This is a genomic window from Ferrimonas balearica (assembly GCF_019802085.1).
GTDB classification, from domain to species: domain Bacteria; phylum Pseudomonadota; class Gammaproteobacteria; order Enterobacterales; family Shewanellaceae; genus Ferrimonas; species Ferrimonas balearica_B.
Genome location: NZ_JAHVHV010000001.1, coordinates 1,237,297 through 1,251,405, shown reverse-complemented (window position 1 = coordinate 1,251,405; position 14,109 = coordinate 1,237,297). Strand labels below are relative to the sequence as shown.

General features: G+C 63.4%; 14 protein-coding genes and 1 tRNA gene. 14 read left to right on the top strand and 1 reads right to left on the bottom strand.

Features of this window, described 5'->3' with window-relative positions; genetic code table 11:
• Nucleotides 1–44 precede the first annotated feature (44 nt).
• The 14 genes from KUV81_RS05785 to KUV81_RS05720 all read left to right on the top strand — a co-directional run bounded on the left by KUV81_RS05785 (nucleotide 45) and on the right by KUV81_RS05720 (nucleotide 13,113).
• A complete protein-coding gene (locus KUV81_RS05785) occupies nucleotides 45–641 on the top strand; it encodes a DUF2238 domain-containing protein (protein WP_222542885.1) in 597 nt (198 codons plus the stop codon).
• The gene (locus tag KUV81_RS05780; protein ID WP_222542884.1) at nucleotides 638–1,597 is read left to right on the top strand and encodes a phosphotransferase; all 960 of its coding nucleotides are present in this window, start codon (nucleotides 638–640) and stop codon (nucleotides 1,595–1,597) included. The genes KUV81_RS05785 and KUV81_RS05780 overlap by 4 nt, the downstream gene beginning before the upstream one ends.
• 231 nt (nucleotides 1,598–1,828) lie before the next feature.
• The gene (locus KUV81_RS05775) at nucleotides 1,829–2,617 is read left to right on the top strand and encodes a fumarylacetoacetate hydrolase family protein (protein WP_222542883.1); all 789 of its coding nucleotides are present in this window, start codon (nucleotides 1,829–1,831) and stop codon (nucleotides 2,615–2,617) included.
• A gap of 9 nt (nucleotides 2,618–2,626) precedes the next feature.
• Entirely contained in the window at nucleotides 2,627–3,553 is a 927-nt protein-coding gene (locus KUV81_RS05770; protein ID WP_222542882.1) for an acetaldehyde dehydrogenase (acetylating), read from the top strand.
• Nucleotides 3,546–4,571 (top strand): 4-hydroxy-2-oxovalerate aldolase, encoded by a 1,026-nt coding sequence (gene dmpG / locus KUV81_RS05765; protein WP_261389201.1) that lies wholly within the window; start codon nucleotides 3,546–3,548, stop codon nucleotides 4,569–4,571. Before KUV81_RS05770 ends, dmpG begins: the two co-directional genes overlap by 8 nt.
• 56 nt (nucleotides 4,572–4,627) lie before the next feature.
• Nucleotides 4,628–5,296: an ABC transporter ATP-binding protein gene (locus KUV81_RS05760; RefSeq protein WP_222542880.1), complete on the top strand. Its 669-nt coding sequence runs from the start codon at nucleotides 4,628–4,630 to the stop codon at nucleotides 5,294–5,296.
• The gene (locus tag KUV81_RS05755; protein ID WP_222542879.1) at nucleotides 5,293–7,635 is read left to right on the top strand and encodes an FtsX-like permease family protein; all 2,343 of its coding nucleotides are present in this window, start codon (nucleotides 5,293–5,295) and stop codon (nucleotides 7,633–7,635) included. The genes KUV81_RS05760 and KUV81_RS05755 overlap by 4 nt, the downstream gene beginning before the upstream one ends.
• Entirely contained in the window at nucleotides 7,632–8,696 is a 1,065-nt protein-coding gene (locus tag KUV81_RS05750; RefSeq protein WP_222542878.1) for a lipocalin-like domain-containing protein, read from the top strand. The genes KUV81_RS05755 and KUV81_RS05750 overlap by 4 nt, the downstream gene beginning before the upstream one ends.
• A 72-nt stretch (nucleotides 8,697–8,768) precedes the next feature.
• The gene (locus KUV81_RS05745; protein ID WP_222542877.1) at nucleotides 8,769–9,959 is read left to right on the top strand and encodes an aromatic amino acid transaminase; all 1,191 of its coding nucleotides are present in this window, start codon (nucleotides 8,769–8,771) and stop codon (nucleotides 9,957–9,959) included.
• A 136-nt stretch (nucleotides 9,960–10,095) separates the two neighbouring features.
• On the top strand, nucleotides 10,096–10,452 hold the full coding sequence (locus KUV81_RS05740) for an Hpt domain-containing protein (protein WP_222542876.1): 357 nt from the start codon (nucleotides 10,096–10,098) through the stop codon (nucleotides 10,450–10,452).
• Between the two features lie 168 nt (nucleotides 10,453–10,620).
• A tRNA-Cys gene (locus KUV81_RS05735) sits at nucleotides 10,621–10,694 on the top strand.
• 287 nt (nucleotides 10,695–10,981) lie between these two features.
• Nucleotides 10,982–11,695, top strand: coding sequence for a hypothetical protein (locus KUV81_RS05730; RefSeq protein ID WP_222542875.1), 714 nt, complete (start codon nucleotides 10,982–10,984; stop codon nucleotides 11,693–11,695).
• Nucleotides 11,696–11,698: 3 nt separating this feature from the next.
• Entirely contained in the window at nucleotides 11,699–12,493 is a 795-nt protein-coding gene (locus tag KUV81_RS05725; RefSeq protein WP_222542874.1) for a glucosaminidase domain-containing protein, read from the top strand.
• A complete protein-coding gene (locus tag KUV81_RS05720; protein WP_222542873.1) occupies nucleotides 12,490–13,113 on the top strand; it encodes a DUF2987 domain-containing protein in 624 nt (207 codons plus the stop codon). Before KUV81_RS05725 ends, KUV81_RS05720 begins: the two co-directional genes overlap by 4 nt.
• Nucleotides 13,114–13,159: 46 nt before the next feature.
• Here KUV81_RS05720 and ttcA read toward each other — a convergent pair whose 3' ends face one another.
• Nucleotides 13,160–14,098: a tRNA 2-thiocytidine(32) synthetase TtcA gene (ttcA, locus tag KUV81_RS05715; protein WP_222542872.1), complete on the bottom strand. Its 939-nt coding sequence runs from the start codon at nucleotides 14,096–14,098 to the stop codon at nucleotides 13,160–13,162.
• Nucleotides 14,099–14,109 lie beyond the last annotated feature (11 nt).

Below are 14,109 nucleotides of genomic sequence, written 5' to 3'. Positions count from 1 at the left end.
CCATGGCGTAGACTGCTTGCCAGTTAATCGCTATTGGGATCAATATGATGAAAACCGCACTTTGGGCCTTGGTCTTTGTTGTGGTGCTGCTTTGGTCGGGCTATCAACCGAAGGACACCTTCACCTGGTTTCTCGAAGTGCTGCCAGCCCTGCTGGGCGCCGCCATTCTTTGGGGCACCCGCCAGCGATTCCCCCTGACCCCCTTACTCTATGGCCTTATCCTGCTGCACTGCATTGTGCTGATGGTGGGGGGCCACTACACCTACGCGGAAGTGCCCCTGTTCGACACCATCAAGCCCTGGTTCGGTTTTGAGCGCAATAACTACGACAAGGTGGGGCACCTGATGCAGGGGTTTGTGCCGGCGATCATCGCCCGTGAGCTGATGATCCGCCTGAAGGTGGTGAACGGTGCGGCCTGGCGTAACTTTCTTATCCTCTGTGTCTGTCTGGCCATCAGTGCCTTCTATGAGCTCATCGAGTGGTGGGTGGCGCTGCTCAGCGGTGAAGGGGCCGACGCGTTCCTGGGCACCCAGGGCTACGTGTGGGACACCCAAAGCGACATGGGCTTTGCCCTGCTGGGGGCCATACTGGCGCTGACTCTGTTGGGGCGCTGGCACGATCGCCAGTTGGCCCGCCTGTGAGCGCCGCACTGGCGGGCCGCCGCCGGGCACTACTGTCCAAGCTGACCGGTGCGCCCGATCCGCACTGCATTGACACCATCCAGAGCTTATGGAGCGGCTACGGCAGCCTGGAGCGGTGGCGCCTCTCCCCGGGGCAAACGATCATCCTCAAACGGATCGCACCTCCAGCACAGGCGAGCCATCCCCGTGGTTGGAACAGTGACCTGGCGCATCGGCGCAAGCTCAACAGCTATCGGGTGGAGGCCAAGTGGTATCGCCGTACGCCCTTGCCGGGGACGCCGCGCCAGCCAAACTGCGTGGCGGTGGCCAGCCTGGAGTCGGAGACCCTGCTGCTGCTTGAAGATCTGGATGCCAGCGGCTTTGCCCTGCGGGTGAGCCAACCCGATGAGACCCAGATTGAGCTGTGCATCCAGTGGTTGGCGCAGTTTCATGCCGCCCATTTGGGTCAGAGCAGCGAAGGGCTATGGCCTCAGGGCAGCTACTGGCACCTGGATACCCGGCCCGAGGAGTGGGCCCGGATGACCGACGCCCGACTGCAAGGGGCCGCCCATTGGTTGGACGACCAGCTCAAAACCTGTCCCTACCAGACCCTGATACACGGCGATGCCAAACTGGCGAACTTCTGTTTTGCCGATTCGGCGGTGGCCGCCGTGGACTTTCAGTACGTCGGCGGCGGAGTCGGCGTGGTGGATCTGGCCTATCTGCTCGGGTGCGCGTATGAGGGCCCCGACCTGGCCAAGATGACTCCCTACTGGCTGGACCGTTACTTCGATTTGTTGTTATTGGCCCTTCGGGCGCATCCCGTGGACGGCGCGGATCTTGAATCTTGCTGGCGCGCGCTGTACCCGGTGGCGGTGGCGGATTTTGCCCGCTTTTTGGACGGTTGGGCGCCGGATCATTGGAAAATCAATGACTACAACAAATCCCTGGTGGCTCAGCTGCTCGAGCGTCGCTGAGCGGCCTCGATGATTTACACCCTGTTACCCCACCTTGACGCCGCCTTGGCGTTGGCCCTTGAGCGCCCAAAGGGCGGGGTGAAACCGGCAAGGGGCGTTCAAGCGTAACGGCAGCCTGGCGCAACAGGAGAGCGGCGGTTGGCTCGGGCCGCTTGGGCAGATCCGGCGACGAAAGCCGTGCTAGGGTAGACCTTTGGTTCACTCAATCCGGAACGAGTACAAGGACACCCCATGGATCAGGACACCCGGCAGCGCTACGGCGATGCCCTCTATGCGGCCCTGCGCGAAGGCCGCACCTTGCCCCCGCTGACCAGCGAAACAACGCTCAGCCTTAACGACGCCTACCGGATCTCTCGCCAGATGCTGGCCCGTCGCTTGGAAAGCGGTGAGAAGGTGGTGGGTAAGAAGATCGGCGTCACCTCCGAAGCGGTTCAGCAGATGCTGGGCGTGCACCAACCGGATTTTGGCTTTCTGACCGACGCGATGGCGTACGACAACGACGCCACCGTCAGCCTGAGCCGGGCAGGACTCATCCAGCCCCGGGCGGAGGGGGAGATCGCCTTTTTGCTGAAGGACAGTCTTAAGGGCCCCGGGGTGAGCGAGCAGCAGGTCCTGGCCGCCACCGAAGCGGTGTACCCCTGTTTCGAAGTGGTGGACTCGCGCATTCACAACTGGCAGATCCGGATTGAAGATACCGTTGCAGACAACGCCTCCTGCGGCGTCTACGTATTGGGCGACCAAGCGGGAGACCCTCGTGCCCTGGACCTGCCCAATCTGCAGATGCGGGTACTCAAGAACGGTGCGCCCTTGAGCGAAGGGTTCGGCCGAGCTGTGCAGGGCAACCCCTTGACGGCGGTGGCCTGGTTGGCCAACACCCTGGGAGAGCTTGGGATCCCGCTGCTGGCCGGGGAGGTGATCCTCTCCGGTTCCTGGGTGCCGCTGGAGCCTGTGGTGGCCGGTGACCGATTCGAGTTGACCATCGACGGCCTGGGTACCTGCGCCGTGCAGTTTGACGTGTAAGGGGGCCCGATGAGCAACAAACTCAAGGCCGCCATCCTGGGGCCGGGCAACATTGGCACCGATCTCCTGCTTAAGATGAAGCGCAGTGAGTGGATCGAGCCGGTGTGGATGGTGGGGGTGGACCCCGACTCGCCGGGACTGGAACGGGCACGGCAGCTGGGCATCAACACCACCGCCGAGGGGCTGGAGGGTTTGCTGCCCAGGGTCCGGGAGAGCGGCATTCAGCTGGCGTTCGACGCCACCTCGGCCGCGGCCCACGCCCATCATGCGCAGCAGCTCAATGCCCTTGGGGTGGTGATGGTGGATCTGACCCCCGCTGCCCTGGGGCCCTTCTGTGTGCCCCCGGTCAATCTGGATGATTACCAGGGCGCGGTGCCCATGAATCTTAATATGGTGACCTGCGGTGGCCAGGCCACCATCCCCATGGTCAAGGCGGTCTCCCGGGTGCAACCGGTGCGCTACGGCGAGATCATCGCCACGGTGGCGTCCCGTTCCGTGGGGCCGGGCACGCGTCAAAACATCGATGAGTTTACCCGCACCACGGCGTTGGGGGTCGAGCGGATCGGTGGCGCTGCCCAGGGCAAAGCGATCATCATCATCAATCCCGCCGAACCGCCGCTGATCATGCGCGATACCGTCCACTGCCTGACCGAAGGGACGCCAGATCGCACCGCCATCACCGAGTCGGTCCAGCAGATGCTGGCGGCGGTGCAGCGCTATGTGCCCGGTTACCGACTGGTGAATGGCCCGGTGTTCGATGGCCAGAGGGTGTCCCTCTACCTCGAAGTGGAAGGCCTTGGGGACCACCTGCCCAAGTACGCGGGCAACCTGGACATCATGACCGCCGCCGCCCTGGAAACCGCCGAAAGCCTCGCCCGGGGTGTCGCTGCCGGCCGGATCACCTGGCCAAACTTCCATGGAGGCCAAGATGACTGAGCGCCAAGTTGTTCTGCACGACATGTGCCTGCGCGATGGCATGCACGCCAAAGCCCATCAGATCAGCCTTGAGGAGATGGTGAACATCGCCACCGGACTTGATGCCGCTGGGGTTCCCCTGATTGAGGTGACCCACGGCGACGGTCTGGGGGGTAACTCCGTCAATTACGGCTTCGCCGCCCACTCCGACGAGGCCTACCTCAAGGCGGTGGTGCCGCAGATGACCCAGGCACGAGTCTCGGCCCTGTTGCTGCCGGGGATCGGCACCGTGGATCATCTGCGCATGGCCGCCGATCTGGGCGTCTCCACCTTGCGGGTGGCCACCCACTGCACCGAAGCCGACGTCTCGGCCCAGCACATCGGACTGGCCAGCAAGATGGGGCTGGATACCGTTGGCTTTTTGATGATGGCTCACATGGCCAGTCCCGAGACGCTGCTCGAACAGGCGCGGCTGATGGAGAGTTACGGGGCCAACTGCATCTACGTGACCGATTCCGCCGGCTACATGCTGCCGGAGGACGTGACCGAGCGGATCGGGCTGCTGCGCTCGGAACTCGACGCACACACCGAGCTGGGCTTTCACGGCCATCACAACCTGGGCATGGGGGTGGCCAACTCCATGGCCGCCATCGAGGCCGGGGCCGGGCGCATCGACGCGTCGGCCGCGGGCCTGGGCGCCGGGGCGGGCAATACACCCCTCGAGGTGCTGGTGGCGGTGCTGAACCGGCGGGGGATCGCCTCCGGTGTCGATCTGTTCAGCATCATGGACGTGGCGGAGGACAGGGTCATACCCATCATGGACCAGCCCATCCGGGTGGACCGGGATGCGCTGACGCTGGGGTACGCCGGGGTCTACTCCTCCTTCTTGCTGTTCGCCAAGCGCGCCGAAGCCAAGTACGGCATCTCGGCCCGGGAGATCCTGGTGGAACTGGGTCGACGAGGCACGGTGGGGGGGCAGGAGGATCGCATCGAGGATCTGGCCCTGACCCTGGCCCAACGGGCCGGTGACGCACGCTGAAGAAGAATTGACCCGGGCACTGAGCCTGAACGGCGTTCCTGACGTATGGTTAGTTTATGATTCAGGTCAACGCGTTACATTTCAGCCGACTGGACGGGGCCAAGCCCCGTCCGATTTTGTCTGATCTTCAACTGACCCTGGCCCCCGGCGAGCAGTGCAGCCTGGTGGGGGACAGCGGCACCGGTAAGACCACGCTGCTCAATCTACTGGCGGGCCTTGAGCCTCTGCAAAGCGGTGAGGTGACCGTGGGCGGTCAGAGTCTGTCCGGTCAAAACGCCACCGCCCTGGCGCACTTTCGGCGCCAGATCGGCATCGTCTTTCAAAGCTTTCAACTGCTTGAGAGCCTCTCCATCCGGGACAACATCCTTTTGCCGTTTCGCCTGAACGGAGGGCGGGGCCAGCCGGACCGGCTCGCCTCCTTGTGTGACGCCCTGGGCCTGACGCCTCTGCTGGACCGGTACCCAATGCAGCTCAGCGGCGGGGAACAGCAGCGGGTGGCGGTCTGCCGCGCCCTGGTTCACCGGCCCAGGGTGATCCTGGCGGACGAGCCCACCGGTAACCTGGATGAGGGCAACAGCCAGCGGGTGGTGAGCGCCCTGCAGACCCTGGCCCGGGAGCAGGACACCACGCTGTTGATGGTCACCCACAGCCAGGCCCTGGCCCGCCAGTTTGACCGTCAACTGCGCTTGCACGATGGGCAGCTTCACGAGGTTTCGGCGCCATGACCGGGATCTGGCTGCGCTGGGTCCTGGGGCAGTGGCGACAAAACCGCGCCCTGATGCTGTGGCTGATTCTGGGTTTGATGAACGCCGCTGCCCTGCTCAGCGCCGTGGAGGTGCTCAACCGGGCGGCCCGGACCAGTTTTGCCGGCGCCGAGCAGGATCAACAGGACCCGCGCCCCTGGCGGGTCCAATCCACCCTGTCCGGCCACCAGATCCCGCAATCGCTGTGGTTATCGATGCGCCGTGCCGGCATCGACGTCGAGCCAGTGCTGGAGGGACGGGTGATGCTGGGGGATGGCCAGTGGGTTCGGGTGCGCAGTGCCGGCCTGACACTGCTGGCGGAGGAGGGCGCCTGGGTCACCCTGGTGGACCGGGAGTTGGCCCAGCGGCGCGGATGGCAAAGTGGCGAGGTGTTGCCCCTGCCCGAGAGCCAGGCCCTGCCGCCCCTCCGGCTGGTTGAGGACCTCGGCCCCTGGCTGGTGATGGACATGGCGCCCCTGTCTGACGCCCTGGGCAGCGCCGATAACCTGACTTACCTGAGCCTGCCGGCCCTGGGCATGGAACGCGCTGCCTGGGTTCGGGCGGCGTTACCGAGTCACCTCACCCTGGTGCCGAGCCAGGACCCGGAGCAGGGCAGCCTGCTGGCGGCACTGAACCTCAACCTCACGGCGCTTTCCGCCCTGGCGTTTCTGGTGGCGCTGCTTCTGGCTTTCCACGCCTTCGAGCGTCTGCTCCACAAGCGGCGCCGCGCCCACCAAACCCTGCATCAACTGGGAGTCACCCGCAATCGCTACCAGGGCGTGCTGCTGTGCGAATGGTCGGTGCTGGCGCTGCTGTGCGGTTTTGCCGGCAGCGCCTTGGGGGTGGTGTTGGCCGCTCGCCTGGCCCCGGATCTGGGGGAAACCCTGGTCAGCCTCTACGGCGTGCGCCAGGGCCTTGTGGTGCGCTGGCATTGGAGTCAGGGTCTGGAGGCGGCATTGCTCCTGTGGTTGTCCATGCTCGCCATGGGGGCGTTTCTGCTGCGATTACCGGGGCGTGGCCGTGGCGGGGCCTGGGGGGTGTTACTGCTGGTTCTGGTGGGCTGGCTCTGGTGGCAGGCCAGCAGCGCCTGGCAGGCCCTGGCGGTATGTGCCCTGACGGTGTTGGCTCTGATGTGGCTGGCACCGGTGCTGACCCGAGGGTTGCAACGCGCCGCCGGCGCCCTGATCAGCCGGCTAAGCCTCGATCCAGCGCTGGCCTGGGCGGCGACGGATCAGGAAGCCCAGCGACGCCACCTGTCCCTGGCGGCTACCGCCATCACTCTGGCCCTGGCCATGGCGGTGGCTACCCGGGTGCTGGTGGGCTCCTTTGAGCAGGCGCTGGTGGATCACCTCGACCAGCGCCTGTTCGCCGACTACTACCTGGCCGGCTCGGAGCCGGAGCTGAAACGCTGGCGAGCGGCGTTTGCCGAACTGCCCCCCGAGGTGTACGTGGAAACCATGAGCCGGCGCAAGGGCCAGTTGGATGAGACGCCGGTCACCCTGGTGGTGCATGAGGTCACGCCGGAGCCCTGGGTGTTTTTGCACCTCAAATCGAAAGCCCCGGAGTGGTGGGCCGGCATGGGGGAGGGTGGCTGCATCGTCAATGAACCCCTGGCGCTCAAAAAGGGGCTGCGACTGGGGCAGTCTCTGACCATCAACAGCGGCCAGGGGCAACTGAGCTGCCAGGTACAGGCGATCCAATACGATTACGGCAACCCTGCAGGACAACTGGTGCTTCAGCGCCCGGTATTGGAACGGCAACTGGGCCACTTGCCGCTGGAGGGGCTGGCGTTGACCACGCCGGAGAATCCGCCCTGGGTGCGCACCTTCCTTGCCGACCTTGGGGTGCCCGACGGCGCGATCCGGCCCCAGGGGGATCTGCGTCGTCTGGCGCTGACCCTGTTCGCCCGCACCTTTGTGATCACCGATGCTTTGGCCAGTCTGACCCTGCTAGTGGCCTTTGTCAGTTGGCTGGCCAGCGTGGCGTCCGCCGCGCGACTATGGCGCCATGATCACGGGGTGCTGCTGGCCCTGGGCGCGACACCCAGGCAACTGCTGATGGCCCGGCTGTGGCAGATGGCGACGCTTCTGCTGGCGATCCTGTTGGTGGGGATTCTGGGAGGCCAGGTACTGGGGTACCAGCTACTGACCCTGGTCAACCCCTTAAGCTTTGGCTGGACCATGGCGGTGGCGCCCTTAAGCGGGCAGTGGTGGCCCTACCTGCTGGTGGTACTCCTGGTGGGGATGGCTTTGGCCCTGGTGCCGGCGCTGGTGGAGCTTAGAAAACAACCGGCAGGCCTCCTTGCCCAGGAGGCGGTATGAGAGCAGAGCGTCAACTTTGTGCGTTGTTGTTCGGCTTGGGCCTGATTGGATGTGCACCGGAACCCATCAGCGACGGCTTTGTCCAGGCTGAAACCGGCCAGGCGGTGGTCCCGGGTGTGGCCATGCGCTTTCCCGAGGATCACGGCCCTCACCCCGAATTTGGCTTGGAGTGGTGGTACGTCACCGCCAATCTCAAAGATGACCAGGGCCAATGGCACGGGGTGCAGTGGACGCTGTTTCGCTTTCGTGGCCCTGAGGGGTCTGAAAACGCCTGGTGGCAGGGGCAGGGGTACTTGGCTCACCTGATGCACGAGCAGGGTAACCAGCACCGCGCCTGGGAGCGCAGCGGTCGCGGGACTCAGGCGAAGATCCAGGCCCAGCCCTTTATCGCCGGGCTGGATCACTGGTGGATGCGCAGCGTCACGTCGGACTACCAACCGCTGCACCTGGTGGCCAGCGAAGAGGATTTCGCCCTGGCTCTGGAGATGGCGGGCAGCCCCCTGGTGCGCCACGGGCAAGCCGGCTTCAGCGACAAGAGCGGGGACGGGAAACTGGCCTCCTACTACTACAGCCTGCCTAGGCTGCAGGTTCAGGGCCACCTCAAAACCCAGGGCCAGTGGCGTGCGGTGGAGGGGGAGGCCTGGCTGGACCGGGAGTGGTCTTCTGCCCTGTTGGACGATCGTTTTGGCGGCTGGGACTGGATGGGGCTGCAACTGGACGACGGGCGCAACCTGATGCTGTTCTGCCTGCTTCCGCGCAGCAGCGGCGAGCGCCATTGTGACGGCAGTCTCATAGCCGAAACCGGCGAAGTCATCACCCTGGTCAATGAGCGGATCCAGTGGGACGCCTTAGCTCACGTTGATCTCGAAGGAGCTCGCTACCCGGTGAAATGGCAAATAACCCTACCGAGTCATGACATTTCGCTGCAGGTGGCGACACGTTCTCGTGATCAGCTCAACCGCCTGGGTGTGCAGTACTGGGAGGGACCGGTGGAGGTCAGTGGCAGCGTCAGCGGACGCGGATTTGTCGAGATGACGGCCCGAGGCAGCCAAGGTCACTGACAGCGACTGGACGCCATGGTATAACGGCAGCTTGACCCTGCCTATCCTCCAGATGAAGTCAGTCCTAAGCCCATGTTTGAAAAGATAGAACTTGCTCCTGCCGATCCCATCCTCGGACTCAATGAAGCCTTCAAGGCGGACCCCCGCGATCACAAGATCAACCTGGGCGTGGGCGTCTACAAGGACGAAGCGGGCCAGACACCGATCCTCTCCTGCGTAAAACAGGCCGAAGCACGGATCCTGGAAACCGAGACCAGCAAAGGCTACCTGGGCATCGACGGCCATCCGGCCTATCGCCAGCAGGTTCAGGCGCTGCTGTTCGGTGAAGGGCACCCGGTGCTTCAACAGGCTCGGGCTCGCACTGCCCAGGCCCCCGGGGGTACCGGCGCGCTGCGCATCGCTGCCGACTTCCTGGCCTCCACCCTGGGTGGCAAGCGGGTGTGGATCTCCAACCCCTCCTGGGCCAACCACCGTGGGATCTTTGAAAGTGCCGGTCTGGAGGTGCGGGAGTACCGCTACTACGACAGCGCCAACAAGGCCCTGGACTTCGACGGCATGATGGCGGATCTCAACGGCCTTGGCAGCGAGGATGTGGTGATCCTGCACGGATGCTGCCACAACCCCACCGGTGTCGATCCCAGCCTGACTCAGTGGCAGGCGATGGCACAAAGTGCCAAGGCCAACGGCTGGCTGCCCCTGTTCGACTTTGCCTACCAGGGCTTCGCCAAGGACGTGGAGTCCGATGCGGCTGGCCTGCGCCATTTCGCCGGTCAGCTGGACGAGATGCTGGTGGCCAACTCCTTCTCCAAGAACTTTGGCCTCTATAACGAGCGGATCGGGGCACTGACCCTGGTGGCCGCAGACGGGGAAGCCGCCGATCGCGGGGCCTCACAAATCAAACGGGTGATCCGCACCAACTACTCCAACCCGCCATCCCATGGGGCGCAGGTGGTGGCTACCATCCTGGCCGACGCGGAGCTCAAGGCCCTGTGGCTCGAGGAGCTGGCGCAGATGTCTCAGCGCATCCATCGCATGCGTGGCGCCTTTGTTCAGGGCCTGGCGGAGGCCGGCGTAGAAGGGGATTTCGGTTTTATCGAAGCGCAAAACGGCATGTTCAGCTTCTCCGGCCTCAACAAGACGCAAGTGGAGGCCCTGAAAAAAGACCACGGCATCTACATCGTCGGATCCGGACGGATCAACGTCGCTGGCATGACCGAGGCCAACCTCCCTACGCTGGTGCAGGCGATCGCCGCGGTCTCCTGAATCGGAAACGACAATGAAAAGGGCGCCCAGCGGCGCCCTTTTTTGTGCCCGACGCCCGGTCGTAAGAGGGACTTGCAACAACGCGGGTAAGGGGTAGTCTGGACTGACAAGGGCTTCAACAACACAGGGATGAAAGATGGAGCTTTTATCGCAATTGACCTTGGATCGCCTGGCGGAGGAAGTGGGGGAGGCGTTACTGCCGGATCTTTTAAGCGCCTTTGTGGCGGATCTTACCCAACTCAGCCAAACACTGGCTTCGGCGTCGGATGCCATGCCGACTGCGGAGCTGGCCACTTTGGCCCATCGCATCAAGGGCAGCGCCGCCAGTTTCGGTGCTGACGCCCTGGCCCAAAGTGCCAAGGCCCTGGAGCTCAGTGCACGGGCGGGCCCCCAGGGCGATCTGAGTGCTCAGCGCCACGCCTGTTGCCGATTGGCCGAACAGACCCTGAAGCACTACCAGAGCCACCTAAACGCCTTGGCATCGCAAGCTTAACCGTTGATATAGAGCGCAAAAGTTCACCGCTTTAGGGGCTGCTGGACGGGCCAGAAGGAACAGGGGTCCAAAAATTAGAGCCGGTTCAAATAAATCCCTACCTACGGGCGGGAACGGGCTTGTGCCCCCAGAGCCTTTCTGCTTTAATTGCTCCCGCTTTCAAGCACTGGCGCGTTGGCAGAGTGGCTATGCAGCGGATTGCAAATCCGTGGACCTCGGTTCGACTCCGGGACGCGCCTCCATCTTTGAACCCCCACCCATTCGGGTGGGGGTTTTCTTTTATCTTCTGCGGCTTGTCCTATACTCAAAGGCCTTTTGCGTGGCGGAGACGACCCATGAAACCAGGATGGATCTTACGGTTGTACCTGTTCAGCACCCTGACGCTGATGCTTTTTGTGCTGCTCCTGCCGGTCAAGGTGTGACCCGCAACCGGCCAATAACAAGGTAAAGTCCGGTCAAGACGTTTTTCGAATGGGGCGGGCAGGGTATAATCCCGGCTTTAACCGCTTGAAACTCGAATCGGAATTGAATGCAAAAGCTGGACGTTATCGCCGTACTTAAGGAAGCCTGGTCCCTGACCCGTCAGGGGCTGCAACCCATGCTTGGGGCCTCCCTCCTGACCTTTGCCATCGTCATGGCCTGCGCCATCTTCCTCATCCAACTGGTGGCCGGTTGGCAGGGACTGGATCTCGCGGACGAGGCCCAACTGCAACAGGCGATGCAACCCACCCAGCTTCTGCTGGTGCTGATCCTGGCACCCTTCGAGGCGGCCCTGGCCTACATGGGTTGGCGCCGTGCCACCGCACAACCGACCCAACTCTCCATGCTGTTTCGGGGCTGGGCCATGGCCTTGCCGCTGTCGCTCATCGCTCTGCTGACGGCGGTACTGGTGCAGATTGGCCTGGTGCTGCTGATCATCCCAGGGGTCTACCTGATGGCGGTACTCAGCCAGGCCAACCTCTACTACCTGTTCCATCGCGGCTCGCCGGTTAAGGCGATGATCGAATCCGCCAAGGTGGTGCATGGCCAACTGTTTGCGGTTATCACCCTCTACTCGGCGATGATCGCCGTGCTGATGATCTCCCTCATCCCCATGGGGCTGGGCCTCATCATTACCATCCCGCTGTTCTTCCACATGAAAGGGGTGCTGTTCCGGGAGCTGTTCCCCGAGTTGTCGCCCGCCGCCCAAGAAGCCGAGACGCCGGACGAACGGCCGAGCAGTAACGGGCATTTCGAGGCGTAATCCATGGCAGTAAAAACCGGACGTGTCGCCAGCATACTGCTGGGCCTGGCTACTGTGGCCACGGCCCTGGTGCTGGTGGAAACCCAGACCGAGAAACCCCAGGGTCAGGTGGCCGGCCTGACGGTGATCAAAAACCCGCCGCGCAGCCTGCAACCGGACTTCGACGCCTATACCGATGTGCAGGAGAAGAAGAGCGCGTTTTTCAACTTCCTGCGTCCCCTGATTGAAGCGGAGAACGCCAAGATCGCCGAGCAGCGTCAGTTTGTTCTGGCCGCCCGCACCCGGGTGGCCAACGGGGCCGGTTTGAGCGAGGCGGAAGCGGCACATCTGTCCAGCCTGGCGGACGAATACGGCTATGAGATCCGCGCCCTGACCCCGGAGGCGCTGGACGACCTGCTGGAGCGGGTGGATGAGATCCCGGCGGCCATGGTGATGATCCAGGCCGCCAATGAGACCGGCTGGGGCAGCTCCCGCTTTGCCCGTGAGGGCCTGAACTACTTTGGCCAGTGGTGTTTTCGCAAAGGCTGTGGCCTGGTGCCCAACCAGCGCCAAGGTGGCATGAACCACGAGGTGGCGCGGTTCGACAGCGTTCAGGCCTCGGTGGCTTCCTACCTTAAGAACCTGAACACCAACCCCGCCTATCGGGAGCTTCGCGGCTTGCGCCATCAGCTGCGGGTTGAGGGCTTGCCGGTGCACGCGGAGGACCTGATCCCCGGGCTTATCCGCTACTCCGAGCGCAAGGACGCCTACGTGGCTGAACTGATGCAGATGTTAAGTCAGAACGAGCAATACCTGTGAAACCCATCTCTACCCTGGCCGTCGCCCTGACGGCCCTGTTAAGCGTCCCGGCCCAGGCCCTGAACCTGGAGTACGGCGGCTTCTATGACCGTCTCAAGGTGGTGAACAAGCCCGAGTACCCCCTGGTGTCGATGGCCTTCTACTTGAATCACCGCGAGCGTCGCGAGCCCTGTGTCATTCAAGGGGGCCAGATCCACAACAAGGGGCAAATTCTGCCGCTGACGGTGGGGCCTCGCCAGGAGCTGCTGGTGCCCTTTGACCCCGAGCTTAAGGACAACAAGGCGGTAGTAAGCCTGGAGGTGGCCGAGGAGACCCAGTGCGACTTCGCCATGCAGCTGCGCTACAGCGACAGCGCCCAGACCGAGTTTACAGCGGCCGACTGGCAGGCGATGATCGGCCAGTTCGACGCCGTGCTGAAACGGTTCGCCGGTTTCCCGTTTCGCTGGTTGCAGCCGGACGTCTCCGGCGTGGTGATCAAGCTGGCCGACGGTACCGTGGTGCGCCCCCAGGGTCAGCCGCTGTCCGGCGATGGCACCCTGACCCTGACCGGGCAGGCGCTGGAGGACAGGCTGCAATTTAGCCAGCCGCCACTGTGGATCAGCCCCTACATCGAACGCTGAACGCAAAAAGGGTCGCCTAAGCGACCCTTTTTTGTGCCTCTGTGCCTTAGGGCTGGTAGACGCCCACCACCTCGATGCGCTGGGAGTCGTCCTGCTTATCCAGCTGGATGTGGCCGGAGTTTTCCACGTCGAGGAAGTCAAAGGCGGGCAGATCCGCCTCGGCTACACTGCCGCTGAACTCGGCGTTGGGGTCCCGCTCCAGGGAGACGAAGTCAAACTGCTCGCGGTCCACCAGCTGGGAGGGTGCGGTGTTCTGCAGTGCGGTAAAGATGGTTTCGATGCGGCCGGGGAACTGACGGTCCCAGTCGGTCAGCATCTGTTTGATCATCTTGCGCTTGAGGTTCTCCTGAGAGCCGCACAGGTTGCAGGGGATGATGGGGAAGGCTTTCAGCTCAGCGTACTCGCTGATGTCCTTCTCCCGGCAGTAGGCCATGGGGCGGATCACCATGTTGGCGCCATCATCGGAGAGCAGCTTGGGCGGCATCGCCTTGAGCTTGCCGCCGTAGAACATGTTGAGGAACAGGGTCTCGATGATGTCGTCCCTGTGGTGGCCCAGAGCGATCTTGGTGGCGCCGATCTTCTGGGCAAAACCGTACAGGGTGCCGCGACGCAGCCGGGAGCAGAGGGAGCAGGTGGTCTTGCCCTCGGGGATCTTCTCCTTAACGATGGAGTAGGTGTCCTTTTCCAAGATGTGGTAGGGCACCCCGAGGCTCTTGAGGTAAGCGGGGAGGATATCCTCGGGGAACCCGGGCTGCTTCTGATCCAGGTTGACCGCCACCAGCTGGAAGTCCACCGGGGCACGGTGTTTGAGGTTCAGCAAAATGTCCAGCAGGGTGTAGCTGTCTTTTCCGCCGGACAGGCAGACCATCACCACATCGCCCTCTTCGATCATCTTGTAATCGTCGATGGCGCTGCCCACTTCGCGGCGCAGCCGCTTTTGCAGTTTGTTCAGCCGGGTTTGCTGCTTCTGACTCAGCTCTTGCACAGAGGGATCCT